The 24,379-nt window shown below is 67.3% G+C and carries 24 protein-coding genes and 2 pseudogenes; 3 read left to right on the top strand and 23 right to left on the bottom strand.

Going from position 1 to position 24,379, the window contains the following annotated elements; all coding sequences use genetic code 11:
• Positions 1-58: 58 nt before the first annotated feature.
• From dnaN to gyrB, 3 genes are all read left to right on the top strand, one after another.
• The gene (gene dnaN / locus ACESMO_RS03545) at positions 59-1,177 is read left to right on the top strand and encodes a DNA polymerase III subunit beta (RefSeq protein WP_372706800.1); all 1,119 of its coding nucleotides are present in this window, start codon (positions 59-61) and stop codon (positions 1,175-1,177) included.
• A 100-nt stretch (positions 1,178-1,277) separates the two neighbouring features.
• A complete protein-coding gene (gene recF / locus ACESMO_RS03540) occupies positions 1,278-2,408 on the top strand; it encodes a DNA replication/repair protein RecF (protein ID WP_372706799.1) in 1,131 nt (376 codons plus the stop codon).
• 832 nt (positions 2,409-3,240) lie between these two features.
• The gene (gene gyrB, locus ACESMO_RS03535; protein WP_372706798.1) at positions 3,241-5,691 is read left to right on the top strand and encodes a DNA topoisomerase (ATP-hydrolyzing) subunit B; all 2,451 of its coding nucleotides are present in this window, start codon (positions 3,241-3,243) and stop codon (positions 5,689-5,691) included.
• Positions 5,692-5,694: 3 nt separating this feature from the next.
• Here gyrB and ACESMO_RS03530 read toward each other — a convergent pair whose 3' ends face one another.
• The 23 genes and pseudogenes from ACESMO_RS03530 to ACESMO_RS03420 all read right to left on the bottom strand — a co-directional run.
• Positions 5,695-6,135: a hypothetical protein gene (locus ACESMO_RS03530; protein ID WP_372706797.1), complete on the bottom strand. Its 441-nt coding sequence runs from the start codon at positions 6,133-6,135 to the stop codon at positions 5,695-5,697.
• Between the two features lie 93 nt (positions 6,136-6,228).
• Positions 6,229-7,389, bottom strand: a complete 1,161-nt coding sequence (locus tag ACESMO_RS03525; RefSeq protein WP_372706796.1) for a DNA cytosine methyltransferase — start codon at positions 7,387-7,389, stop codon at positions 6,229-6,231.
• A 337-nt stretch (positions 7,390-7,726) separates the two neighbouring features.
• Complete coding sequence (gene pnp / locus ACESMO_RS03520; RefSeq protein ID WP_372706795.1) at positions 7,727-9,967, bottom strand: polyribonucleotide nucleotidyltransferase; 2,241 nt, start codon at positions 9,965-9,967, stop codon at positions 7,727-7,729.
• Between the two features lie 294 nt (positions 9,968-10,261).
• Positions 10,262-10,531: a 30S ribosomal protein S15 gene (gene rpsO / locus ACESMO_RS03515; RefSeq protein WP_372706794.1), complete on the bottom strand. Its 270-nt coding sequence runs from the start codon at positions 10,529-10,531 to the stop codon at positions 10,262-10,264.
• Positions 10,532-10,612: 81 nt separating this feature from the next.
• Positions 10,613-11,542, bottom strand: coding sequence for a tRNA pseudouridine(55) synthase TruB (gene truB / locus ACESMO_RS03510; protein ID WP_372706793.1), 930 nt, complete (start codon positions 11,540-11,542; stop codon positions 10,613-10,615).
• Positions 11,542-12,042 (bottom strand): 30S ribosome-binding factor RbfA, encoded by a 501-nt coding sequence (gene rbfA / locus ACESMO_RS03505; RefSeq protein ID WP_372706792.1) that lies wholly within the window; start codon positions 12,040-12,042, stop codon positions 11,542-11,544. Before rbfA ends, truB begins: the two co-directional genes overlap by 1 nt.
• A gap of 107 nt (positions 12,043-12,149) precedes the next feature.
• Positions 12,150-12,842, bottom strand: coding sequence for a DUF2459 domain-containing protein (locus ACESMO_RS03500; protein WP_372706791.1), 693 nt, complete (start codon positions 12,840-12,842; stop codon positions 12,150-12,152).
• Positions 12,839-13,285, bottom strand: coding sequence for a hypothetical protein (locus ACESMO_RS03495; protein WP_372706790.1), 447 nt, complete (start codon positions 13,283-13,285; stop codon positions 12,839-12,841). Before ACESMO_RS03495 ends, ACESMO_RS03500 begins: the two co-directional genes overlap by 4 nt.
• Positions 13,282-13,509, bottom strand: coding sequence for a hypothetical protein (locus ACESMO_RS03490; RefSeq protein WP_372706789.1), 228 nt, complete (start codon positions 13,507-13,509; stop codon positions 13,282-13,284). Before ACESMO_RS03490 ends, ACESMO_RS03495 begins: the two co-directional genes overlap by 4 nt.
• Positions 13,510-13,548: 39 nt before the next feature.
• The gene (locus tag ACESMO_RS03485; protein ID WP_372706788.1) at positions 13,549-14,064 is read right to left on the bottom strand and encodes a hypothetical protein; all 516 of its coding nucleotides are present in this window, start codon (positions 14,062-14,064) and stop codon (positions 13,549-13,551) included.
• 84 nt (positions 14,065-14,148) lie between these two features.
• Positions 14,149-17,184: a translation initiation factor IF-2 gene (gene infB, locus ACESMO_RS03480; protein WP_372706787.1), complete on the bottom strand. Its 3,036-nt coding sequence runs from the start codon at positions 17,182-17,184 to the stop codon at positions 14,149-14,151.
• A gap of 83 nt (positions 17,185-17,267) precedes the next feature.
• A complete protein-coding gene (locus ACESMO_RS03475; protein ID WP_372706786.1) occupies positions 17,268-17,936 on the bottom strand; it encodes an RNA-binding protein in 669 nt (222 codons plus the stop codon).
• 18 nt (positions 17,937-17,954) lie between these two features.
• A complete protein-coding gene (nusA, locus tag ACESMO_RS03470; RefSeq protein WP_372706785.1) occupies positions 17,955-19,712 on the bottom strand; it encodes a transcription termination factor NusA in 1,758 nt (585 codons plus the stop codon).
• Between the two features lie 3 nt (positions 19,713-19,715).
• Positions 19,716-20,270 carry a ribosome maturation factor RimP gene (gene rimP / locus ACESMO_RS03465; protein ID WP_372706784.1) on the bottom strand — a complete coding sequence of 185 codons (555 nt, stop codon included), beginning with the start codon at positions 20,268-20,270 and terminating at the stop codon, positions 19,716-19,718.
• A gap of 138 nt (positions 20,271-20,408) precedes the next feature.
• On the bottom strand, positions 20,409-20,579 hold the full coding sequence (locus ACESMO_RS03460; RefSeq protein WP_372706809.1) for a DUF1993 family protein: 171 nt from the start codon (positions 20,577-20,579) through the stop codon (positions 20,409-20,411).
• The gene (locus ACESMO_RS03455; RefSeq protein WP_372706783.1) at positions 20,549-20,911 is read right to left on the bottom strand and encodes a DUF1993 family protein; all 363 of its coding nucleotides are present in this window, start codon (positions 20,909-20,911) and stop codon (positions 20,549-20,551) included. Before ACESMO_RS03455 ends, ACESMO_RS03460 begins: the two co-directional genes overlap by 31 nt.
• Before the next feature lie 32 nt (positions 20,912-20,943).
• Positions 20,944-21,642, bottom strand: a complete 699-nt coding sequence (trmB, locus tag ACESMO_RS03450; protein ID WP_372706782.1) for a tRNA (guanosine(46)-N7)-methyltransferase TrmB — start codon at positions 21,640-21,642, stop codon at positions 20,944-20,946.
• A gap of 29 nt (positions 21,643-21,671) precedes the next feature.
• Positions 21,672-22,871 (bottom strand): methionine adenosyltransferase, encoded by a 1,200-nt coding sequence (metK, locus tag ACESMO_RS03445; protein WP_372706781.1) that lies wholly within the window; start codon positions 22,869-22,871, stop codon positions 21,672-21,674.
• A 56-nt stretch (positions 22,872-22,927) separates the two neighbouring features.
• On the bottom strand, positions 22,928-23,377 hold the full coding sequence (locus ACESMO_RS03440; RefSeq protein ID WP_372706780.1) for a hypothetical protein: 450 nt from the start codon (positions 23,375-23,377) through the stop codon (positions 22,928-22,930).
• A 34-nt stretch (positions 23,378-23,411) separates the two neighbouring features.
• On the bottom strand, positions 23,412-23,549 hold the full coding sequence (locus tag ACESMO_RS03435; RefSeq protein WP_372706811.1) for a hypothetical protein: 138 nt from the start codon (positions 23,547-23,549) through the stop codon (positions 23,412-23,414).
• An 8-nt stretch (positions 23,550-23,557) separates the two neighbouring features.
• On the bottom strand, positions 23,558-23,818 hold the full coding sequence (locus ACESMO_RS03430; protein WP_372706810.1) for a hypothetical protein: 261 nt from the start codon (positions 23,816-23,818) through the stop codon (positions 23,558-23,560).
• 109 nt (positions 23,819-23,927) lie between these two features.
• Positions 23,928-24,077: pseudogene (locus ACESMO_RS03425) on the bottom strand (helix-turn-helix transcriptional regulator); the annotation flags it as partial.
• A 53-nt stretch (positions 24,078-24,130) separates the two neighbouring features.
• Positions 24,131-24,238: pseudogene (locus ACESMO_RS03420) on the bottom strand (IS5/IS1182 family transposase); the annotation flags it as partial.
• Positions 24,239-24,379: the final 141 nt, after the last annotated feature.

The raw sequence follows: 24,379 nt of genomic DNA, 5'->3' as shown, positions 1-24,379 counted from the left end.
TCAAAGGCCCTCTATACGCGGTGGCGCTTGTGAGTCGCCGCATCCGGGCTGAGACCACATGCAACTGACCATCGAACGATCCGCGCTACTGAAAGCTCTCGGGCACGTCCAGAGCGTCGTCGAACGCCGCAACACCATCCCCATCCTGTCCAATGTCCTGCTGTCAGCGGGCCGCGACAAGCTGGCCTTCGCCGCCACCGACCTCGACATGGAGATGGTCGACGAGGCCGAGGCCCAGGTGAATGTCGAGGGCCAGATCACCGCCCCGGCCCACACCCTGTACGAGATCGTGCGCAAGCTGCCCGACGGGGCCGAGGTCTCGCTGTCCTACAATGGCGACGATCCCCGGCTGGTGGTCCAGGCCGGGCGCTCGAAATTCAACCTGCCGGTCCTGCCCGCAGGCGACTTCCCGGTCATGTCGACCGAGACCTCGGGCACCCGCTACGTCCTGCCCAAGGAAGACCTGGCCCGGCTGATCGACAAGACCCGTTTCGCGGTCTCGACCGAAGAGACGCGTTACTATCTGAACGGCCTTTATCTCCACGCCGTCGCCGAGGGCGGCATTCCGCTGCTGCGCGCCGTGGCAACCGACGGCCATCGTCTGGCGCTGGCCGAAATGCCCGCGCCGGAAGGCGCCGCCGGCGGCGCCGGGGTCATCGTGCCGCGCAAGACCATCGATCAGGTCCGCCGTCTGCTTGACGACGGCTCCGGCCCGGTCGAGGTCATGGTCAGCCCGCAGAAAATCCGCTTCGAGTTCGGCCGGGCCTCTCTGACCTCCAAGGTCATCGACGGCGCCTTCCCCGACTATATGCGGGTGATCCCCAAGGGGAACGACAAACAGGCCGACATCGACAACGCCGTCTTCGCCTCGGCCGTCGACCGCGTGGCCACCATTTCTGCCGAGAAGAGCCGTTCGGTGAAACTGGCTTTCGAGCTGGATCGCGTGACCCTGACGGTGCGCAACATGGAGGCCGGGCAGGGGGTCGAGGAGGTCGAGATCGGCTATTCCGAAGAGCCCTTCGAGATCGGCTTCAACGCCCGCTATCTGCTCGACGTCGCCGGCCAGATCACCGGCGAAACCGCCCACTTCAAATTCGCCGACCCGGCCAGCCCGACGCTCGTGCTCGATCCGGATGATCCGGGCGTGCAGTATGTGCTGATGCCGTTGAGGGTTTGAATGCAGTGGCGGGTGACGAGTGGCGAGTGACGAGTGAACGTCGCGGGGGTCAGCCAGATGCGTCTTTCTCGACACTCGCCACTCGTCACCCGCCACTCGCTTGATTACCGCCCTCTCCCTCACCGACTTCCGCTCCTATGCGAGCGCGACCCTGCCCATCGCGGCGGGGGCGGTGGTGCTCCACGGCCCCAATGGCGCGGGTAAGACCAATCTGCTCGAAGCGCTCAGTCTCTTCACTCCCGGCCGTGGCTTGCGCGGGGCCACGGCCCCCGAGATGGGCCGGCGTGAACCGGGCGAGGCGACCGGCCGGGCCTGGGCCGTGGCGGCCGTCCTGACTGACGGTGCGGGGGAAACGAAGCTCGGCACCGGGGTCCAGTCGCCCGGTGCCGCCCGGCGCATCGTCCGCATCGACGGTGAGACGGCCCAGCCCGGCCGGCTGCTCGACCATCTGCGGCCGGTCTGGGCCACGCCCGAACAGGACCGGCTGTTCTCCGACGCCCGCGCCGACCGACTGAAATTCTTCGACCGGCTGGTCTTCGCCGCGGACCCGGCCCATGCCGCCTCGGTCTCGACCTATGAGAAGGCCCTGCGCGAACGGCTGCGGCTGCTGACCGAGGGGGCGGAAGGCCGCGCCGCCGACCCGCTCTGGCTCGACGCCCTCGAACTGCGCCTCGGCGAGGCGGGGGCAGGGGCCGCCATCGCCCGCGCCGCCGCCCTGACCACGCTGCAGGCCGCCATCGACACGCGCAACGACCGCCCCTTTCCCCAGGCCGACCTCGGCCTGACCGGCGAGGCCGAGGCCATGGCCGCCGCCGGAGCCGGCCCCGAGGCCATCGCCGCCGTCCTCCGCGATGGTCTGGCCCGCAGCCGCGCCCGCGACGCCGCCGCCGGCCGCTCCCTGTTCGGCCCGCACCGCTCCGACCTGACCGCCCTGCACCGCGAGAAGAACCGCCCCGCCGCCGAGGGTTCCTCCGGCGAACAGAAGGCGCTGGTGCTGAATCTCATCCTGGCCCAGATCACCCGCCTCGCCGACCAGAGCGCGCGCCCCGTGCTCCTCCTCGACGAGGCGCCCGCCCACCTCGACACGGCCCGTAGAGCCGCGCTGTTCGACGAGATCGAGGCCCTCGGCCTGCAAGCCTTCCTGACCGGCACCGAGGCCGAACTGTTCGAACCCTTGCGCGGCAGGGCGGCGTTCGTGCGCGTCGAAGGCGGGGCGCTAACGGTGGAATAGTATCCCTCTCCCGTTGGGAGAGGGCTTGAGCGCACGGCGGCGGAGACGTCGTTCTCGCGCTCAAGGGTGAGGGTCGTCTGCCAGCGTGCGGCTTCGCCGCTTCATCCAGCCGACCCTCATCCGGCGCTGCGCGCCACCTTCTCCCAACGGGAGAAGGAAACCCGTGACGCTGACCCTCGCGGACATAGTCGGGTTGGCGCGATAATCTCCAAGCCGATCAACGCCCTGTCCCTTTCCAGAACTCTATTCCTGACCCCCCTGAAATCGCGCGCATAATTCCCTCATCCCGTCGGTGGGGAGGGCGTCGGATCCAACGCCTCGATGTCGGCGGGCTGTGGTCGAGCGAAGAAGCCCGGGGGATGGAGACTTCGGGGGTCCTTGTGGTCGGTGATGGATGCCGCCTGCCTGCTCGCCGCGCGCCTCTTGTGCGGACCGCCGACTTCGTCATGTCCGCCGCGCGTCCGGTCCAGCAATGGGCCGGGCGGTGATCCGGTAAGGCCCGAAGCAAGGGCCGCCAGCCGGAGGGCGCGTGGAAAACGGCTACGCGGGGCGGTCTGTCTCGTCGAAACGGTATTTCTACTCTCGCACCGGGCGAGGCCCGGCCGCCCCGCTCCCTTCCCGAACCGCCGCGAAAGCAGGCGGCTGCGAAGCCTGCACGGCGTTCGCCGGCGGAGCATCCGCGACGCCGGATTGTCTCGCAATTCCGCCCGGATTTCCTATATGTTGACGGCATCGGGGCGGCCCAGATTCGCGCTCTGAAAACAGTCCGTTCAAGGCGGTTCCGCCGCCGTCTTCACAGGCCCTGAAACAGGGCGTTTCACCGACCGAATTCATGACCGATCAAACGCCGAATCCCAATGACCTTGGGCGCAACGAAGACACCGCCGAAGAGGCCGCCTACGGGGCCGATTCCATCAAGGTCCTGAAGGGCCTCGACGCTGTCCGCAAACGGCCCGGCATGTATATCGGCGACACCGACGACGGCTCGGGCCTGCACCACATGGTCTATGAGGTGGTCGACAACGCCATCGACGAAGCCCTGGCCGGCCACGCCGACCTGGTCCAGGTCATTCTCAACGCCGACGGCTCGGTGACGGTCACCGACAACGGCCGCGGCATCCCCACCGACATCCACGAGGGCGAGGGCGTCTCGGCGGCCGAGGTCATCATGACCCAGTTGCACGCGGGCGGTAAATTCGACCAGAATTCCTACAAGGTCTCGGGCGGCCTGCACGGCGTCGGCGTGTCCGTCGTCAACGCCCTCAGCGACTGGCTCAAACTGGTCATCTACCGCAACGGCAAACGCCACGAGATGAAGTTTGCGCGCGGCGACACGGTCGAGAGCCTGAGGATCACCGGCGACGCGCCGATGCGTGAGAACGGCAACGTTCTGTCGGGCACCGAGGTGACCTTCTATCCCTCGCTAACCACCTTCGCCCACATCGATTTTGACCTGAAGACGCTTGAACACCGGCTGCGCGAGCTGGCCTTCCTCAACTCGGGCGTGGTCATCAAGCTGCAAGACCATCGCGGGGCCGAGAAATTCGACGAAATCCTGCACTATGAGGGCGGGGTCGAGGCCTTCGTGCGCCACCTCGACAAGTCCAAGACGCCGATCCTCAAGGACGTCATCGTCATCCGCGGCAAGAAGGAAGGGATCGAGATCGATCTCGCCCTGTGGTGGAACGACAGCTACCACGAGACCATGCTGTGCTTCACCAACAACATCCCCCAGCGGGATGGCGGCACCCATTTGTCGGCCTTCCGGGCCAGCCTGACCCGCGTCATGGGCGGCTATATCGAGGCCGCCGGCGCGGCCAAGAAGGAGAAGGTCTCGGTCTCGGGCGAGGATGCCCGCGAAGGCCTGACCTGCGTGCTGTCGGTCAAGGTGCCCGACCCCAAATTCAGCTCCCAGACCAAGGACAAGCTGGTCTCGTCCGAGGTGCGACCCGCCGTCGAGGGCCTGTGTTCCGAAGGTCTGTCGACCTGGTTCGAGGAGCATCCGGTCGAGGCCAAACAGGTCGTCGCCAAGATCATTGAGGCCGCCGCCGCCCGCGAGGCCGCGCGCAAGGCCCGCGACCTGACCCGGCGCAAGTCGGCCATGGAAATCAGCTCCCTGCCCGGCAAACTGGCCGACTGTCAGGAACGCGACCCGGCCAAGTCCGAACTGTTCATCGTCGAGGGCGACAGCGCCGGCGGCTCGGCCAAACAGGCCCGCAACCGCGCGAACCAGGCCGTCCTGCCCCTGCGCGGCAAGATCCTGAACGTCGAGCGCGCCCGCTTCGACCGCATGCTGTCGTCGGAGCTGATCGGCACGCTGATCCTCGCGCTCGGTACCGGCATCGGCCGCGACGACTTCAACGCCGACAAGCTGCGCTATCACAAGATCATCCTGATGGCCGACGCCGACGTTGACGGCGCCCACATCCGGACCCTGCTGCTGACCTTCTTCTATCGCCAGATGCCCGAACTGATCGAGCGCGGCCACGTCTATATCGCCCAGCCGCCGCTCTACAAGGTCGCCAAGGGCAAGCAGTCCCGCTACCTCAAGGACCAGTCCGAGATGGACTCCTATCTGATCGAGGAAGGGTCGTCCGAGGCGGAGCTGGACCTGCCGTCCGGCGAGCGTCGCACCGGCATGGATCTGCAGGCCCTCGTCCGCGAGGCCAAGGCCTTCAAGGCCGGCGTCGATCGCCTGAGCCAGCGCGCCCCGACCTTCGCCATCGAACAGGCGGCGCTGGCCGGCCTGTTCGATGATGACTCCGCCGATCCGACCAAGGCCGCAGACCGGTTCAACCTCTACGCCGAGGAGGGCGATGGTCCATGGACCGGTGCGCCGGGCGCGCAGGGGGCCGTGGCTTTCGAACGCGTGCGCCGCGCCGTGACCGAACGCATCGTGCTGGAAGAGGCCCTGATCCGCTCGCTGGATGCCCGTCGTCTGGCCGAACGCTCGGCCGCCTTCGAAGGCCTGTTCGACAACCCCGCCGTCTTCCGTCGCAAGGACAAGTCGGTGACCATTCGCGGTCCGCTGGACCTGCTGGAAGCGGTCCTCGACGCCGGCAAGAAGGGCATCACCATCCAGCGCTACAAGGGTCTGGGCGAGATGAACCCTGAACAGCTGTGGGAGACCACGCTCGACGCCAACGCCCGCACCCTGCTGAAGGTGCAGGTCGAGCATCAGGAAGATGCGTCGGATCTGTTCGCCAAACTGATGGGCGACGTGGTCGAACCGCGTCGCGAGTTCATCCAGGCCAACGCCCTGGACGCCGCCGTCGACGCCTGACCGTCAGGACCGACCGGCGTCGATGAACGCCTTGATCGTCGGCCAGTGGGGCGGATTGGCGCGCGCGCCATCGCAGGCGATCGCCTTGATATAGGTCGGCTGGGTGCCCGGTCGTGCCTCTTCCCAGGGCGAACCCTCTTCGGGATAACGCCCCGCCTCGGCTCCGTCGGCCCCGTATTCGACGATGCCCGCCGTGCGCCAACCACCGGCGGCGCAGCGGAACTGAAAGGTCTCGACCGTGTGGCTGTAGTCGCCCGCCTCGCCTTTCAGCGACACGGTCGCGATCTGGATCGAGGTGATCTCTCCATCGACGATGACGGTGTCCACCTCGGCCACGAAGGCGTTGTTCTGACTGCGCGCCATCGGATGCCAGGTCTCGGCCAGCGCCGGACCGGCCCCCAGCAGAACGCCGGCGACAGACCCCAGGACAAACCACGATTTCATCAGATCACCCCCGCAAACCCCCGCCGTCCATCTTGCCGAGACGCGGGCGGTTGGCAAGGCTCATGACGCGTCCGGACGTAGAATGCGCAGGCGTCACCGCGACGCCAGCAGAGGCGCGAACAGGGTCTGCGCCAGCCAGGCCACCACCGGCACGACGACGCCGTCCCCCGTCAGCCGGTAGGCCTCGCTGCTCGCGGACGGCAGACGGTAGCTGTCGGGAAGGCCCATCAACCGCGCCGTCTCGCGTCCCGACATCAGGCGCGACCGAATGCGGGGACCGTCGACGCACAGCACGGTCTGGCGGCTCGATCCCCCGGCGGGCGTCCGCAGGCAGCCCGCGATCTGGTCGAACCGGACCTCGGCGCGTTGCAGCCGCTCTCCGGAGAGCCCGCGGCGCGTGCGGCGGTAGATCGTGCCGACTTGCGGCCGGCCCTCGGCCTGCGCCGCCCTGACCTTGGCCAGATTGACCGGCGACATCATCTCCAGCAGCCGTCGGGTCTCGTCCACGCCGTGCCAGCGCACGTCGCGAGGGTCGGTCTCGATCAGGTCGCCGAGGCCCTGGTTTCGCCGTCCCGGTTCGGGCAGCCGCCACCAGATCAGGGCGCGCCGCAGATCAGGCGGCAGGGCCGCCACGGCCGCGACGAGGGCAGGGGATGCGATGTGCGGCAGGGCCGCTTCGCCGATCAGGTCCGGTGGAACCGCCCAGGTCTCGCGCACGCCGACGACGAACAGGCGTGGCCTGGACTGCGGCACGAACCGACTGGCGTCGATGACCATGGCCCCGGGCCGGTAGCCGGCCTCGACGAAGGTCCGGCAGATGGTCTCGAAATCCCGGCCACCGCGCGAGGTCAGGGCGCCGCAGACGTTCTCTATGGCCACGATCGACGGCGCGCGCCCGTCGGCGATCAGGCCGCGCACTACGTCCCAGAAGGCGTGGAAGGTTCCGGACCGTGCGCCACCCAGCCCCGCCCCGGTGCCCGCCAGCGACAGGTCCTGACAGGGGAAAGACCCCCAGACCAGGTCCGGAACGCCCCGGATGTCGCCGGCCCCGACCTCGGCCACGTCGCCCAGATACAGCTCCTGCCCGCCGTCCCAGTTGGCGCGATAGCTGGCGGCCTTGCGGGGATCGATGTCGTTGGCGAACAGGCAGTCCCACGCCGGACCCAGCCCCGCCCGGACCATGCCGCCCCCGGCGAAGAATTCGCAGAAACCGGGCCGGGTCGGCGGAGAAGGGGGAACGACCGAATCGCGCATGCCCCGACGATGCGGAGACGGCGCGCCCGAGTCCATCGACGGTCGGCGACCGCGAGACGTTTCAGCGAGGTCGCCCGATGATCCGTCCGCTCACAGGCGCAGTGGTTCCGCTACTTTTGCTCCCCATTACGGCAGAAGCGCTCCCGGCCCCGATCAGTCCGGACCTGCTCCAGAACGGCCTCCAGTGCGCGAACCCCGGGCGCCTGGCTCGAAGATCGGCAGGCCGACCGGTGGATGACGATGGCCGGAGTGAGCGAGGCTACGCCCTTCTGCCGCCCATGAAAAAGGCCCCGCTGTTTCCACCGGGGCCTCCTTCATTCAGCGATGTCGCCGCGTCCTAACGACGGCTGCGACCGCGATCGCGATCACCGCCACCGCCGCCGCCGCCTTCACGCTTGGGACGGCCGCCGGTGTCGTCCGACAGCGCCGGTTCACCGCGTTCGGCACGCTCGGCGTTGATCTTGTCGGTGATGTCCTCGCCGGTGGTCTGGTCGACGACCTTCATCGACAGTTTGGTCTTGCCGCGATCGTCCATGCCCAGGAACTTCACCTTGACGTCCTGGCCTTCGGTCAGGACGTCGGTGGGGTTGGCGACGCGTTCCAGCGAGATCTGGGACACGTGGACCAGGCCGTCCTTGGCGCCGAAGAAGTTCACGAAGGCGCCGAAGTCGACGACCTTCACGACCTTGCCGGAATAGATCATGCCGGGCTCGGGCTCGGACACGATCGACTGGATCCAGGCTTTGGCGGCGTCGATCTTTTCCTGGTCCGAAGCGGCGATCTTGACCGTGCCGTCGTCGTCGATGTTGATCTTGGCACCAGTCTTTTCGACGATCTCGCGGATGATCTTGCCGCCGGTGCCGATGATGTCGCGAATCTTGTCGGTCGGAACCTTGATCGACTCGATCTTGGGCGCGTATTCGCCCAGCTCGGTGCGGGCGCCGTCGATGGCCTTGTCCATCTCGTCGAGGATGTGCAGGCGGCCGGCCGAAGCCTGGGCGATCGCCTTGCGCATGATCTCTTCGGTGATGCCCGCGACCTTGATGTCCATCTGCAGCGAGGTGATGCCTTCGCGCGTGCCGGCCACCTTGAAGTCCATGTCGCCCAGGTGATCTTCGTCACCCAGGATGTCAGACAGGATGGCGAACTCGCCCGACGGCTCCAGGATCAGACCCATGGCGATGCCCGAGACGGGACGCTTCAGCGGCACGCCCGCGTCCATCAGCGCCAGCGAGGCGCCGCAGACCGAAGCCATCGAGGACGAGCCGTTGGACTCGGTGATCTCCGACACGATGCGGATGGTGTAGGGGAATTCTTCCGAGGTCGGCAGCATCGGACGGATCGCCCGCCAGGCCAGCTTGCCGTGACCGATTTCCCGACGGCCCGCGCCGCCCATACGTCCGGTCTCGCCGACCGAATAGGGAGGGAAGTTGTAGTGCAGGAGGAATTTCTCCTTGTAGGTCCCGGCCAGCGAGTCGACGTACTGCTCGTCTTCGCCGGTGCCCAGGGTGGCGACGACGATGGCTTGCGTTTCACCGCGGGTGAACAGGGCCGAACCGTGGGTGCGCGGGAACACGCCGACTTCCGAGACGATGTCGCGGACTTTGTCGAGGGCGCGGCCGTCGACGCGGTGGCCGTTGTCGATGATGTCGCGACGCAGGACGTGGGCTTCGCATTCCTTGAAGGCCGCGCCGAACTTGGCGGAATCGACGCCGTCCGGATTCTCGTCAGTCTTGACCAGCTTGGCGGCGGCCGTCTTCTTGGCCACGTCGACGCCGTTGCGGCGCTCATATTTTCCGGCGTGGGTATAGGCCGACTTGATGTCCTTGCCGACCAGCTTCTGGATCGCGGTGACGACGGCCGAATGGTCCTCGGCCTGGAAGTCGAAGGGTTCCTTGGCGGCGTGCTCGGCCATTTCGATGATGGCGTCGATCACCGGCTGCATGCCGCGATGCGCGAACATCAGGGCGTTCAGCATGATCTCTTCCGACAGCTCCTTGGCTTCGGATTCAACCATCATCAGGGCGTCCTGGGTGCCTGCGACGACGAGGTCGAGCTGGCTGTCCGGCATCTGGTCGAGGGTCGGGTTGAGGACGTACTCACCGTCGATATAGCCGACGCGTGCGGCACCGATCGGGCCCATGAAGGGGACGCCCGAGATGGTCAGGGCGGCGGATGCGGCGACCAGACCGACGATGTCGGGGTCATTCTCCAAGTCGTGTTGCAGGACCGTAATGACGACCTGGGTCTCGTTCTTGAAGCCCTTGACGAACAGCGGGCGGATCGGGCGGTCGATCAGGCGGGAGACCAGCGTCTCCTTCTCGGTCGGACGGCCTTCACGCTTGAAATAGCCACCCGGGATCTTGCCTGCGGCGAAGGTCTTTTCCTGGTAGTTGACGGTCAGCGGGAAGAAATCCAGGCCCGGCTTGGGCGCGCGACCGTAGACGACGGTGGCGAGGACAATGGTTTCGCCGTAGGTTGCCAGGACGGCACCGTCGGCCTGACGGGCGATACGGCCCGTTTCGAGCGTCAGCGGCCGGCCGGCCCAGTCGATCGTCTTGCGTTTGATATCGAACATGTTTCGTCTTTCGTATCCCGCGGGCGGAATCCACGCGGGGTCCCATCAGTGGGTGGAGCGTCGGGCGTTCAGTCCTTCGGTCCATGGGCGTCCGCGCCATCGCGAGCCGCCCGGGAAGAAGAGGACCAGTATGGCCCTCGCGTCGTGCGCCGTACGTACCGCGGCGCGCGGCTGGTCTTGTTGTCGGAGCGCTCTCCGGGCGGCCAACCGGGATCCACTTGGCCTGAGAGCGCTCTGGATGCAGAAAGAGGCGCGGACGTGGCCCGCGCCTCGAAACGCTTCCGCGATCTGCGCCTAGCGGCGCAGGTTCAGTTTGCCGATCAGGGCGGTGTACCGCTCGCGATCGACCTTGACCAGGTGGTCAAGAAGGCGACGACGCTGCGAGACCATCTTGAGCAGGCCGCGGCGCGAGTGGTTGTCCTTCTTGTGGGTCTTGAAGTGGTCGGTGAGGTTGGCGATGCGTTCCGACAGGATCGCGACCTGGACCTCGGCTGAGCCGGTGTCGCCCTCGGAGCGGGCGTTGTCGGCGATGACTTCGGTCTTGCGTTCAGCAGTAATCGACATCGGGAGTCCTTTCTTGGCCCTACCGCGCTTCGCGCTACTTGAGGGCCGGTTTGGTCCCAGCCTTCGCCGGATGGCTCGGGCTTAGAGATTGAAAACGCGGTCGGGTTCTAGCCGGCCGGCCCGCAACTGACCGAGAGCGACGAGGGTCTGTCCCTGGAAGGCTGAAACGGTTCTGGAGCCGTCCCGGAGGTGGCTCTTGAGCGTTTCGACCTGTCGGGGGAGCAGAATGATCGGTCGTCCCTGACGAAGCGAGAAGGCGTCTTGATCCGTCACGGCCAGCTCCGGGATGTCGTCCAGGGCGGTCGCGACGGGAAGCAAGCCTTCCGAAGCGGCGTCCCTATGCACCAGATCGGTCAGGAAATCCAGCGTGAGGGCGTTTTCCGTCGAGAACGGTCCGACGCTCTCGCGCCGCAGGGCCGAAACGTGTCCCTCCGCGCCGAGCATGACCGCCAGATCGCGCGCCAGCGAGCGGACATAGACACCCTTGCCCGTCCGCATCGTGATCTCGACATGGTCCGCGTCCGGCGCATCCGTGACCGCCGCCTCGTAGATCGTCACCCGGCGGCTGGCCAGCTCGAACTCGGCCCCCTCCCGGGCCAGGTCATAGGCCCGCTGGCCGTCGACCTTGATGGCGCTGAACTGCGGCGGCACCTGATCGATCTCGCCGACGAAGGCCGGCAGGGCCGCCCGCACGGCCTCGACATCGGGACGCACGTCGGAGCGGGCGGTGATCTCGCCTTCGCGGTCGAGGCTGTCGGTCGAGACGCCCCAGTTGATGGTAAAGCGATAGACCTTCTGCGCCTCCATCATGAACGGCACCGTCTTGGTCGCCTCGCCCAGCGCGATCGGCAGGATCCCGCTGGCCAACGGGTCCAGCGTCCCGGCGTGACCCGCCTTCTGGGCATCGAACAGCCGACGCACCTTCGAAACCGCCTCGGTCGAGCCCATGCCGAAGGGCTTGTCGAGACAGACCCAGCCGTTGACGATCTCGCCCCGCTTTCGGCGGCCCATCAGGACTCTTCCCGGGTCCCTGCCGCGCCTTGCGCTACTTGAGGGCCGTCCTCATCCGCGTCGTCGTCCTCGAACGGCGACACATAGACGTCGGCGCGGACGCGAGGGTCGTCGAGCAGGCGGTTCAGACGTTCGGCTGCGGCGAAGCTCTCGTCGTGGCGGAAGCGCAGGTCGGGGGTGAAACGCATGTCGATGTGCCGTCCCAACGCCCCGCGCAGGAATTTGGCATGGACGTTCAGCGCCTTGACGATCGCGTCGATCTGGCCGGCGACGGGCGCCGTCTCGACGCCTGCGCCCAGCGGCTCGACGAAACAGGTGGCGTGTTTCAGGTCGGGCGACAGCCGTACTTCGGTGACCGTAACCGACACGCCGGTCAGAGCCTCGTCGCGGATCTCGTTCTCGCGCATGACCTCGACCAGGGCATGGCGAATCAGCTCGGAGGCGCGCAGCTGGCGCTGGCTGACGGTTCCGGCCTTGGGGCTGGGCTTGCGGCTGCTCATGGAAATCCTCTTCGCTCGCCGGGGGTCGGACCCGGTCGGGAAAGCGAGACCGCGAGGGGCTGAACGCACGAGACGTCCGTACGCGGCGAAACGAATGAGGGCGCGGTCTAGTCCCGTGAACCCTGCGTGTCCAATTCGGACCGTTCCACCGCCGCCATGACCTCGCCCGCGGTGACGGCGCGCAGGGGGCGCACGGCCACGCCGCCCGCGTTCAGCACCCCGGCGGTCCAGTGGTTGCAAAGCCGGCCGATCCAGAACTGTTCGTGGCTGGCGAAGAAGCGGGCGTCGTCGCCCGCGCGCGCCGTGGCGACGCGCGCGCGGCCATCGGTCAGGTCCAGAGAGGCTTCGATGTGGTCGGCCATGGCCGCGAAGCCGGCCGGGGACAGACGCAGGGTCTTGCGGGACCCTTCCGCAAAGGCGATGCGGGGGTCGCGCTGGGCCGGGTCCAGCATGACGACGGAGGCATTGCCGGGGAGGAAGAAGGTGCGGACACCGTCCGCCAGTCGGCTTTCCATGGGGCTCTGGTCGACGTAGAATTTGGCGTCACCCCAGCCGATCAGGACCCAGTTGCCGGGCGGCAAGGATCGCGTGGCGTCGGCCAGCGGCCCGGCCCGCGCCTCCAGCGCCGCGCGGGGCACGGCCAGATCGGTGTGGAAGCCGTTGTTCAGCAGATGGACCTCGACCGCCGCCTCGCCGGGACGGGGCGCCAGCGCGGGATCGGCCGGGGCGGTCCAGGTCCACAGGGCGACCACGACGGCCAGGATCGTGGCGAGGATGAGAGGGCGCAGACTGGTGGTCATCGGGCACGGAAACTCCAGACGCCGCACAGGTTCGTTGCGGGCGAGGTCGAAGCGATCGCGCCGCCGTTCTGGAACAGCATCAGGTCCACGCGGTCGCGACGGTGCAGGATGGCGAGGATGCCGGGCGCCCGTCCGTCGCAGAGAGGCGATGGCGCGACCCGCCGGGCGGGGTCGTCGGGCAGGACGCGGCGAAGCTCGATCCGGGCGTCGGGCCGCGCGGTCAGGCGATCGGCGAAGGTCTGGCCCGGCGCGAAGGCCGCGTCGGCCGAGGCGATGCTCAGGGGGTGGGTGCGCAGGGTCTCGCCCGCCTCAAACACCACGGTCGCGCCGATGAAGGCCACCCCGCCGACCCGGTCGCGCGTCACGTCGTCGGCGGGCGCGTACTCGCCGGTCAGTGCCGCAGGCCCGGGGGCGGCGGCCGGTGTGTCATCGGCTTCGGTCACGGCAGACCCCTCAGTCCGGTCAGGCCATCAGCGGGGCCGGATGGCAGCGCGCGCGCCCAGTCGACCACCCGACCCGCCGCCGGGACGGCGTCGTCGTGCAGCGTGCGCCAGGCGGAGACGGCGCGGCTCTGTTGCACGGCCAGCAAGAAAAGCATCAGCCACAAAACGGCCAACGCCCCGGCGAGGCGCTTCAATCCGGTTTGCGGTCGGACGGCGGCGGTCATGACCGCGACCTTAGCGAGGCGAGATGGCGAGGTGAACGCCTATCGCGCAACAGGGGTGGGGGCGTCCTCGATAGGGCCGCTGCCGGGCGGCACGGCCCATTCGCCGCGCCAGTCGTAGGACAGCTGGACGCAATGGCGATAGGCGCCGTCGGACCAGAGCCCGACGGCGTGCAGGGTCAGCGGGCGACCCAGACGGACGCGACCCATAACCACCCACGTGGTCTGTGACCCCGGACACAGGGCGCGAGACAGGCCGACGCCGTCGCCTTCGGGAGAGATGGAATAAACCGAGGTCTCGCGCGATCCGGCGGGCAAGACGCCTCGGACCGCGTCGGGGCCGCCGCGCCGGATGTCGGCCGAGCCGCGATTGGAGGTGGAGATGAGGCGCCGCACGCTGATGCCGCCGAACAGACCGCGATCGGTTTCCAGCGTCACGCCGCGCGTCAGGGCCTGGGTGATCCGGTTCGAGGCGTCATAGGCGAGGTAGCGGGTCTCGGCCACGGCGGGACCGGCGGTCGCTGTCAGAAGCAGGGTGGCGATCAGGAAACGGCGCATGGCGAAGTCATCCGGAACCGGTAAGGCGAAAAGGCGGCGCCGAAACGCCGCCGCTCTAATTTCGGCAGGTCGTGAAGCGGCAATCTAGTCCAGCGTGCGCTGGATCTCTTCGACCGTGAAGCACTCGATGTAGTCGCCGGCCTTGATGTCCTGGAAGCCCTGGAAATGCATACCGCACTCCTGGCCCGACGGGACCTCGTTGACCTCGTCCTTGAAGCGTTTGAGCGTCGTGAGCGTGCCCAGTTCCAGCACCACGACGTCGTCGCGGATGATGCGGACCTTGGCACCCTTGCGGACCACGCCTTCCGACACCCGGCAACCGGCGATCTTGCCGGTCTTGGAGATGTCAAACACCTGCAACACGGCCGCGTTGCCCAGGAAGGTTTCCCGTTGCAGCGGGGCCAGCATGCCGGACAGCACGCCCTTCATATCGTCGAGCAGGTCGTAGATGACGGCGTAATAGCGGATCTCGACGCCTTCGCGCTCGGCCAGGTCGCGGGCCTGTTTCGAGGCGCGGACGTTGAAGCCCAGGATCGGCGCGCCAGCCGACTTGGCCAGTTGGACGTCGCTTTCGGTGATGCCGCCGGCACCCGACATGACGGTGCGCGCGCGGACCTCCTCGTTGCCCATCTTGTCCAGCGAGCCGACGATGGCTTCGGCCGAACCCTGCACGTCGGCCTTGATGATGACCGGCAATTCCGAGACCTTCTTGGACTGCAGTTTGGACATCATGTCGACCAGGCTGACCTGGTTGATACCGCCGGTGGCCTTCTCGCGCTTCAGACGGTCACGATACTCGGTCAGCTCGCGGGCGCGGGCCTCCGATTCCACCACGGCCAGCGGTTCGCCGGGGCTGGGAGCCTCGTTGAGGCCGAGGATTTCGACCGGCACGGACGGTCCGGCCTCGGTCAGTTGCTCGTTGCGCTCGTTCAGCAGGGCGCGAACCTTGCCCCAGGCCGATCCGGCCACGACGATGTCGCCGCGCCTCAGCGTGCCGCGCTTGACCAGAACCGTGGCGACCGGACCGCGACCCTTGTCCAGCTTGGCCTCGATGACCACGCCTTCGGCGGAGCGTTCCGGGTCGGCCTTGAGGTCCATGACCTCGGCCTGCAGCAGGATGGCCTCTAGCAGCCCGTCCAGATTGGTGCGCGCCTTGGCCGAGACCTCGACGATCTGGGTGTCGCCACCCAGGGCCTCGCCGATGATCTCGTACTGCAGTAGCTCGTTGACCACCTTCTGCGGATCGGCGTCCGGCTTGTCGATCTTGTTGACCGCCACGATGATCGGGGCCCCGGCCGCCTTGGCGTGCTGGATGCTCTCGATCGTCTGGGGCATGACCCCGTCGTCCGCCGCCACCACCAGGATGACGATGTCGGTGACGTTGGCACCGCGAGTCCGCATGTCGCTGAACGCCGCGTGGCCCGGGGTGTCGAGGAAGGTCACGGCCTGGCCGTCCTTCATCTTCACCTGATAGGCACCGATATGTTGAGTGATGCCGCCAGCCTCGCCAGCCGCCACGTCGGTGGTGCGAAGGGCGTCGAGCAGCGAGGTCTTGCCGTGGTCGACGTGGCCCATGATGGCCACGACCGGCGCGCGGGGCGTGACCGCCTCGTCGTCGATCGCATCGGACAGGAAGCCCGTCTCGATGTCGGATTCGGAGACGCGGCGCACGGCCATGCCGAATTCGTCGGCGACCAGTTCCGCGGTGTCGGTGTCGATGACGTCGTTGATTTTCATCATCAGGCCCTGACGCATAAGGAATTTGATGATGTCGACGCCGCGCACCGCCATCCGGTTGGACAATTCCTGCACGGTGATGACGTCGGGGATTACGACTTCGCGCGGGCGGTTCGGCGCGTCGGTGGAACCACCCTTGCGCTTCTCCTTCTCGCGTTCGCGGGCCCGGCGAACCGAAGCCAGTGAGCGCATGCGCTCGGCGGCGTCCTCGTCCCCACCGGCGACGGCCTGGATGGTCAGGCGGCCTTCGCGGCGCTTGGGCTCGCCGCGCGTACGGCTGACGGCCTTGCCGGGACCAGCGTCGTTAAAGCGCTTGTCGCGATCGTCCTCGGGCTTGGCCGGACGGCCGAAGCCCATGCCGGCGCGGGCCGGGCGGGCGACCTCGGCGGCGGCGGGGGGCTGGTTCGGGGTCGGACGACCGCCGGGACGGGCTACGCCCGGGGCCGGACGCGGGTTCAGCGCCGAATAGCGGACGGGCTCGGCCGGCTTGCCGGCACCGCCCTGCGGACGGGCGGCCACCTGCGGGCGGTCCGAGAAGGTGCGTTCGCCACCGCCCATGGCCTCTTCACGCGCCGAGCGGGCACCGAAAGCGGGACGGTCGACTGGCGCGCGGCCGGGATTGCCCGGCTTGGGCGTGCGCTGGCCGAAGTTGACGGCGGGACGCGCCGACGGGGCCGGACGCGAGGGCGTGGGCGAAGCGGCGGGTGCCGCCGGAGGCGGGGAGGCGGCGGCCTCGACCGGAGACGCTGCGGGGGTGGGTGCCGGCGTCGGCGCGACCACGGCGACGGGCGCAGCCGGAGTCGCCTTGGCGGGCTTGGCCAGAGTGGGCTTGGCCGGAGCGGGCTTGGCGGCGGCCAGCTTGGAGGCCTCCGAGCGCGCGGCTTCGGCGGCGGCGCGTGCGGCGGCGGCCTCGGCCTGAGCGGCGTTGGCGACGCGCTCGGCGGCGGCGGCCTGTTCGCGGGCGGCGGCATCGCGGAGGGCGCGCTCGGCGGCTGCGGCGCCTTCACGTTCGGCGTTCTGGACGGTGGCCAGTTCGATCGCGCGGCGACGGGCTTCCTGCTCCGAGGCGGACAGGTTGCCGCCATCGGACGGCGAGGTGCCCTGGCGGGGAGCCTGAGGCGCGGGCATGTCACTACGCGGACGCGCGGCGACGTCGAAACCCTGCGGCCGTTGATGCCCGGGGACGGCCCCGACGCGGCGCTTGGTCTCGACCACAACGGTCTTGGTGCGGCCGTGGCTGAAGCTCTGGCGCACGGTGCCGGTTGAAACCGATCCCGCCTGCCGGGGCTTCAGGCTCAGGGGCGCGCGCGGTCCCGTCGTCGAAGACGAGCCTTGCGAGGGGGCCTGCTGGCCGTCGTTGGTCTTGTCGTTCTCGTCAGTCATCCGGTCGCTTTACTCGGGACGGCGGGAAGTCCGCCGTCGTCTCGTTCAAACACAAAAAGGCCGCGCGTCGCCCTGCCCCCAAATCAAGGAGCAGAACCCCGCCCGTCCAAATCCTTATTCGGGGCCTCAGCCCGCTCCACGTCCCACTCCGGGGGCAGAAGCGGTCGAAATCCCGCCAGTCGTTCGACCTCGAAGGTCCAACGATCGGCCCGCCCGCCCTCAAGCAGGACGGCGTGTATCGCATTTTCCAGCCCGAGGGCCAAACTCAAATCGTCCGCTTTGAAGACGCCGCAGACTTTCGGGGGCGGCGTCATGTGTTTCGCCAGCGAAAGCAGCTTGCCGCGCCCGTCGGCGGATCCGTCCGTCGCCTCGATGATCCACGCGGCCTTTCCCGACCGCACATTGGCCAGGGATTTCTCGAACCCGGAGATAAGAACGCCTTCGCGCCGGGCAAGGCCCAACTGGTCGAGACAACGCCGGACCAGCAGGGTTTCGACCCGTTCGGCCAGATCGGCCGCCGGCTGCAGCGGGGCCTTGGCTGCGCGCGAGAACAGGTTCTTTTTCACCGCCGTCTCGACCGAGGCGCGGTCCGCCGCGACCCACAGGCCACGGCCGGGCAGTTTGCGCCCGAGGTCGGGTGCCACCGAACCGTCCGGAGCGGCGACGAAGCGGATCAGGCGAGATTCGTCCATGACCTGGTGGGTGACCAGATCGCGGCGTTCCCTATCGATCGTCGCTTGGCGCAGACTCATGGAAGCTTCGGTCTCCCATCACGAGGAGGGGGTTTGTTCGGGGTCCTCGGCGAGGACCTCGGCGTCGTCGTCTTCCTCCGCGTCGTCGTCGCCTTCGTCGCCCTCGGGCGCGGCCGCGAACACGGCTTCGGCGTCATACTCGCCCTCGGCCGGGTCTTCCTCATAGTCCGGCTCGGGCGGCTGCGGCAGTTCCGAAGCGTCGATCCAACCGGCTGCCACGCGGGCCTGCAGGATCAGCATCTCGGCGTCTTCCTGGGCCAGGTTGAAGCTTTCCAGCACGCCGGGGACCTTCACCCGTTCGCCGTTCTTCACTTCATAGCCGCCACGGATTTCGTCGGTGGCCAGGTCGGCCAGGTCCTCGACCGTCTTCACGCCGCCTTCGCCCAGGGCGACGGCGATCGCGCCGGTCACGCCCGGAACGGCCATGACGGCGTCCTCGACGCCCAGCTCGACCCGCTTGGTGTCCAGAATAGCGGCTTGGCGATCAAGGAAGTCGCGGGCGCGGGCCTGCAGTTCCTCTGCGGTGTCCTCGTCGAAGCCTTCGATGTCCGAGATTTCGTACGGCTCGACGAAGGCCAGGTCTTCCACCGTGGCGAAGCCTTCGGTGACCAGCAGCTGGGCGATGACCTCGTCGACGTCCAGAGCTTCCTGGAACAGGGCCGTGCGCTCGGTGAACTCGCGCTGGCGACGCTCGGAGTCCTGGCTTTCGGTGATGATGTCGATCTGCCAGCCGGTCAGCTGCGAGGCGAGGCGGACGTTCTGGCCGCGACGGCCGATGGCCAGCGACAGCTGCTCGTCCGGCACGACGACCTCGACGCGGTCCGCCTCTTCGTCGAGCACCACCTTGGACACCTCGGCGGGGGCCAGGGCGTTGACGATGAAGGTGGGCTCGTCGTTGTTCCACTGGATGATGTCGATCTTCTCGCCCTGCAGTTCGGCGACGACCGCCTGAACCCGTGAGCCGCGCATGCCGACGCAGGCGCCGACCGGATCGATCGAGGAGTCGTTGGACAGCACGGCCATCTTGGCGCGCGAGCCGGCGTCGCGGGCGGCGGCGCGGATTTCGATCACGCCGTCATAGACCTCGGGCACTTCCTGGGCGAACAGCTTGGCCATGAAGCCGGGGTGCGAGCGCGACAGCATGACCTGAGGGCCCTTGGCCTCGGCGCGGACGTCGTAGATGTAGGTGCGGATCCGGTCGCCGATGTTGAACACCTCGCGCGGGATGGAATCGTTGCGGCGCATGATGCCTTCGCCTCGGCCCAGATCGACGATGGTGTTGCCGTATTCGACGCGCTTGACGGTGCCGTTGACGATCTCGCCAACACGGTCCTTGAACTCCTCATACTGGTTGGCGCGCTCGGCGTCGCGAACCTTGCCCATGACGACCTGGCGAGCCATCTGTGTCTGAACCCGGCCGAATTCGAACGGCGGCAGGTCCTCGATGTATTCCTTGCCGACCACGGCTTCGGGATCGCGCTTGGAGGCGTCGGTCAGGCGCACCATGGCCGAGTCGTTGAACTCTTCCAGCTCGTCTTCCGGCTGCCAGTCGTCGGCCACGATGGTGACGTGACGCGTCAGGGCCATTTCGCCCGACTTGATGTCGATTTTGGCGCGGATGTCGTGATGGGCGCCGTAGCGCGACTTGGCGCCCTTCTGGATCGCCTCCTCGATCGCCTCGACGACGATCTCCTTGTCGATGTTCTTCTCGCGCGCGACCGCATCGGCGATCTGCAGCAATTCAAGACGGTTCGCGGAAACGCCGGCAACAGCCATGGTCTAGTCCTCGGTCTCAGTAGAGTTTTCGTTGGAGTCTTCGTTACGGGCGGCGCGCTTCACGGCGCCCGCCTTCATCAGTTCGTCGGTCAGCACCAGCTTGGCGTCGACCAGCCATTCAAACGGGATCAGGGCGGTGTCGTCTTCGCCTTCCAGATCCATGGCGACGTTGTCGCCGTCGGTTCCGGCGATCATGCCCTTGAAGCGCTTGCGGCCCTCGATCATGCGATCGCTTTCCAGCCTCGCCTCATAGCCCTCGAACAGGTCGAAATCCGATTTGCGCGTCAGGGGACGATCGACGCCGGGTGAGGACACTTCCAGCAGATACTCGCCGGCGATCGGGTCGGCGGCGTCGAAAATCTCGGAGACCGCGCGGCTCAGGCGGGCGCATTCCTCGACGGCGATGTCGTGGTCGGAGGGACGCTCGGCCATGATCTGCAGGCGGCGACGCAGGGTGCCGCCCATCAGCCGCACGCGCACGATGTCGAGGCCCAGGCTTTCCGCCACGGGTTCGATCAGCTCCAGCAGAGCGCGGTCTTCGACGGTCTTGGCCTTCAAGGCGATTTCAATCCAGCGCGGGCAAACAAAAAGCGGCGGGCCATCCAGGGCCGCCGCTTTAAACGGCGCCGTTGGACGCCGGTCTAACGATGTTGCAGGCCGTATAGCCTCCCTGATCGCCCTTGTCAGCCCCCGAAGTCAGACCAGTGCCAACTGGCCCAGATAATCCGGCTTGCCCAGTTTGATCCCGGCATGACGCAGAACCGCATAGGCCATGCTGAGGTGGAAATAGAAGTTCGGCAGGGCGAAACTGGTCAGATAGCCCGCGCCTTCGAAATTCAGCTCAACGCCAGGAAAACGCAGCTCAATCCGGCGTGTCTCGCCGCCTTCGAAGGCCGCCGCGTCCGTGGCCTCGATGAACGCGATCGACAGGCGATGGTCTCCTTGAGATCGGTCAGGGTCGCCTCGGCGTCGTCGGTCTTCGGCCACGCCTGACTGGTAAGGCGGCCGATGCAGCTACGGGCCGAGAAGGCCGCCATTCGGATCTGGTCCGGGAAAGGCTTCATGTCCGGGGCCAGACGCGCGTCCATCAGCACCGCTTCGTCGACGCCGGACTGGATGGCCTTGTCGACCAGCCCGGACAGGCTGTGCAGCCCGCGCAGAAAGGCCGGAGCGGAGATGTCGTGAAGAACGAGGCTCATGGTGCGACCCCTGGGTCCAGACCGACGTTGTGCTAGGCCGAGCGGACGAAATCCAGAAAGATCGGCGGCGTATCGCCCAGCTTCTTCTCCTCATACCGCGTGATGACATGGTCGGCCGGGGCCACGCACCAATCGTCGGCGGCCTCGGCCTGCCAGACGAGGCCCGGCGTACGCTCGAACCGCGCCAGCGCCCATTCCGCGTAATCCTTCCAGTCGGTCACGAACCGCACCATGCCGCCAGGCTTCAGCAGACGCGCGACTTCCGCCGTCGTCTCGTCCTGGATCAGCCGGCGCTTGTTGTGCCGCGCCTTGTGCCAGGGGTCGGGGAACAGGATCATGACCCGGTCGAGCGACCCCTCCGGCAGCGCCGCCATCACGTCGCGGGCGTCGTCGGCGTGCAGGCGGACATTCTTCAGGTCACGCTCGTCGATATGGCGCAACGCCGAGCCGACCCCGTTCAGAAACGGCTCGCAGCCGATCATGAGCACGTCCGGATGGCGGCTCGCCTGTTCGGCCAGGTGCTCGCCCCCGCCGAAGCCGATCTCCAGCCAGACGCCGGCGGCACCCGGCATCAGCACCGCCGGATCGATCGGTCCGGCCTTGGGATCGGGCACGGTGATGGACGGCAACAGGGTGTCGAACAGCGCCGCCTGTCGCGGCTTGATGGCCCGCGACTTGATGCGACCGAAAGAGCGGAGCGGGCGGTGGGAGGGATCGTCGGAGGAAGCCATGGGCGCGCCTGTTAGACGCGCCGGGTCGATCAGGCCAGAGCCTTCAGCTGGTCGACCAGATCGGTCCTCTCCCAGCTGAACCCGCCGTCGGCGTCCGGCGCGCGGCCGAAATGGCCGTAGGCGGCGGTGCGAGCGTAGATCGGCTTGTTCAGACCCAGGTGTTCGCGGATGGCGCGCGGCGTGGCACCGCCGATCAGGCCCAGGATCTTGGCCTCAAGCACCGCCTCGGTGACGGCACCCTTGCCGGTGCCGTGCAGATCCACGTGGATCGACTGGGGCTTGGCCACGCCGATGGCATAGCTGATCTGGATGGTGCAGCGGTCGGCCAGGCCGGCGGCCACCACGTTCTTGGCCAGGTAGCGGCAGGCATAGGCGGCCGAGCGGTCGACCTTGGTCGGGTCCTTGCCCGAGAAGGCACCGCCGCCGTGCGGCGCCGCGCCGCCGTAGGTGTCGACGATGATCTTGCGGCCCGTCACGCCCGCGTCTCCGTCCGGTCCACCGATCTCGAAGATACCGGTCGGGTTGATGTGCCAGACGGTGTTCTCGTCGGTGAAGCCGTCCGGCAGCACGTTGAGGATATGCGGTTTTACGATCTCGGCGACGTCGGCCGACGACAGGCCGGCGGCGTGCTGCGTCGACAGCACAATCGAGGTGGCGCGCACCGGCTTGCCGTCCTCGTAATGAATCGTGACCTGGCTCTTGGCGTCGGGCTCCAGTCGCTTGTCGCCGCCATGGCGAACCTCGGCCAGGCGTTTCAGGATGTCGTGGCTGTACTGCAAGGTCGCCGGCATCATCTCGGGAGTCTCGTTCGAGGCGTAGCCGAACATGATACCCTGGTCGCCCGCGCCTTCATCCTTGTTGCCGGCGGCGTCGACACCGACGGCGATGTCTGCTGACTGCCCATGCAGGCGGTTGATGAACTCGAACTTGTCCCAGTGGAAGCCCGTCTGCTCATAGCCGATGTCGCGCACGGCGGCGCGGACGGCGGCCTCGATCTCGTCCTGCACGCCCGGGGCCCATTGGCCGGCGGTGTCCATGATGCCCTGACCGCGGATTTCGCCGGCCAGAACGACCAGATTCGTCGTCGTCAGGGTTTCGCAGGCGACCCGTGCCTCGGGATCCTTGGACAGGAACAGGTCCACGATCGTGTCGGAGATGCGGTCAGCGACCTTGTCGGGATGGCCCTCGGATACGCTTTCAGACGTGAACAGGTACGAGGTACGGGACAAGGCGGAGCTCCGGCGATTTCGGTCGCCGACAGACATATAAGGATATGTTTATATGTTCAAGACGATCTGGTTCGTCGCCAGCGCTTATCGCCGCTGACGGGGGTCTCTCCGGCCAGCCAACGTTCGAGGAGGCCGCCCAGAAGGGCGAGGATGGCGGCCGTCCCCAGAACCCATCGCGCCGCGACGTCGCCGCGGGCGTCCAGCTGCGGCACGATGATCATGACGCTGTGGGCCACCATCACGAGGAACATGAAGGCGCAGACGACGAGAATCCACCAGCGATCCGCCCGGATCGCCAGCCAGATGAAGGCACCCAGGGTCGCGAGGTCCACGACGGCCTCGCCCCAGCGCAGGTCGCCGATGGTGAGGTCCTGAACCAGAATGCTGAGGCTGTAAGCGACTACGAAGATCGCAACGCCGGCGCGTTCGGGGTGGCCGCCTCGCCACCACACGACAGCGAAGGTCAACAGGCTGAGATACAGATAGAAGGCCTGGAAAGGTGCCATGTCGACCCCTCCCGGATCGTATGCCGCCGACGGCTTAACCGCCGGGAATGGCCTGACGATGCGCGACGCCATATTCGCCGGTGACGCGATCGATGACGCGAAGCTTGGCATGGTAACTGGCGACCAGATCCACGAGCGCCGTCAGCATGACCGCGCAAAGGATGGCGATCACGCCGATGATCAGGACGCGACGCCACCCGCCGCGTGGCGGGGGACGGTAGCCGAGGCGCCGCTCTGGGCGCCCACCTGGGCCATCACCCAGCCCGCGCTCAGCACCTGCTGCAGCAGTTCCCGGGGATTCGAATGAACCGAGTCGTCCTTCAGCCCCCGCATCAGATGCGCCCGCAGCGGCTCGCCCGCTCCTGCTCGCGTGAACCCGTCCAGCGCCGCTTCCAGATCTTCCCAAGTCCATTGTGGAAGCGGCTGTTTGCTCGAACCCATGGTCTGAACTCCCTTTTGCGGCACCAGTGGGCACGGCGGGCGTCAGGCCGTCCATGGGGTCTTTCGGCTCTGGTACTTTTCGTTCCAGGAGAGCGAGCGCCGCCTTGCGGCGATTGACCCCCATGCGGCGACACGCCTCAAACACGTGTTTCTTCACGGTGGGTTCCGAAAGGCCGAGCTGGGCGGCGATCTCCTTGTCCGTCAGGAAGGCCGTAAGCCTCAGACATTCTTCCTGTCGTGCGCTGAGGCGCTGCGGCATGTCACGCTCCGAACCCGTGCGGATTGCTAGAGGCTAGGCTCAGGACTCATTGATCATAGGCAGAAGATCACCGTGGCGGCGATAGTGATGGCAGACATGAAGGTGTGTGCGCATCGGTCGTAGCGGGTATGGATGCGTCGCCAGTCCTTGAGCCTGCCGAACTGTCCGCCGTCAGCGCCTTTGAGACAGATTGAGGGTTCAGTTTAGAGGAGGGTTTTGGTCTCGTCGTAGTGACGAAGGAACGAAGATGAGACCAAAACCCTTGCCCTCGAAAGCGACGCCCGGCGAGCGGGTTGCGAAGG

It is taken from the genome of Brevundimonas sp. (assembly GCF_041688735.1).
In the GTDB taxonomy this organism is placed as follows: domain Bacteria; phylum Pseudomonadota; class Alphaproteobacteria; order Caulobacterales; family Caulobacteraceae; genus Brevundimonas.
The sequence above is the reverse complement of the archived record's forward strand: the minus strand, read 5'-3'. Positions and strand labels throughout refer to the sequence as shown.

Excerpts from the sequence above, each read along its gene's own strand:
- dnaN (WP_372706800.1), top strand. The coding sequence starts at position 59 with ATGCAACTGACCATCGAACGATCCGCGCTACTGAAAGCTCTCGGGCAC.
- gyrB (WP_372706798.1), top strand. The coding sequence starts at position 3,241 with ATGACCGATCAAACGCCGAATCCCAATGACCTTGGGCGCAACGAAGAC.
- ACESMO_RS03530 (WP_372706797.1), bottom strand. The coding sequence starts at position 6,135 with ATGAAATCGTGGTTTGTCCTGGGGTCTGTCGCCGGCGTTCTGCTGGGG.
- ACESMO_RS03525 (WP_372706796.1), bottom strand. The coding sequence starts at position 7,389 with ATGCGCGATTCGGTCGTTCCCCCTTCTCCGCCGACCCGGCCCGGTTTC.
- pnp (WP_372706795.1), bottom strand. The coding sequence starts at position 9,967 with ATGTTCGATATCAAACGCAAGACGATCGACTGGGCCGGCCGGCCGCTG.
- rpsO (WP_372706794.1), bottom strand. The coding sequence starts at position 10,531 with ATGTCGATTACTGCTGAACGCAAGACCGAAGTCATCGCCGACAACGCC.
- truB (WP_372706793.1), bottom strand. The coding sequence starts at position 11,542 with ATGGGCCGCCGAAAGCGGGGCGAGATCGTCAACGGCTGGGTCTGTCTC.
- rbfA (WP_372706792.1), bottom strand. The coding sequence starts at position 12,042 with ATGAGCAGCCGCAAGCCCAGCCCCAAGGCCGGAACCGTCAGCCAGCGC.
- ACESMO_RS03500 (WP_372706791.1), bottom strand. The coding sequence starts at position 12,842 with ATGACCACCAGTCTGCGCCCTCTCATCCTCGCCACGATCCTGGCCGTC.
- ACESMO_RS03490 (WP_372706789.1), bottom strand. The coding sequence starts at position 13,509 with ATGACCGCCGCCGTCCGACCGCAAACCGGATTGAAGCGCCTCGCCGGG.
- ACESMO_RS03485 (WP_372706788.1), bottom strand. The coding sequence starts at position 14,064 with ATGCGCCGTTTCCTGATCGCCACCCTGCTTCTGACAGCGACCGCCGGT.
- infB (WP_372706787.1), bottom strand. The coding sequence starts at position 17,184 with ATGACTGACGAGAACGACAAGACCAACGACGGCCAGCAGGCCCCCTCG.
- ACESMO_RS03475 (WP_372706786.1), bottom strand. The coding sequence starts at position 17,936 with ATGAGTCTGCGCCAAGCGACGATCGATAGGGAACGCCGCGATCTGGTC.
- nusA (WP_372706785.1), bottom strand. The coding sequence starts at position 19,712 with ATGGCTGTTGCCGGCGTTTCCGCGAACCGTCTTGAATTGCTGCAGATC.
- ACESMO_RS03455 (WP_372706783.1), bottom strand. The coding sequence starts at position 20,911 with ATGAGCCTCGTTCTTCACGACATCTCCGCTCCGGCCTTTCTGCGCGGG.
- trmB (WP_372706782.1), bottom strand. The coding sequence starts at position 21,642 with ATGGCTTCCTCCGACGATCCCTCCCACCGCCCGCTCCGCTCTTTCGGT.
- ACESMO_RS03440 (WP_372706780.1), bottom strand. The coding sequence starts at position 23,377 with ATGGCACCTTTCCAGGCCTTCTATCTGTATCTCAGCCTGTTGACCTTC.
- ACESMO_RS03430 (WP_372706810.1), bottom strand. The coding sequence starts at position 23,818 with ATGGGTTCGAGCAAACAGCCGCTTCCACAATGGACTTGGGAAGATCTG.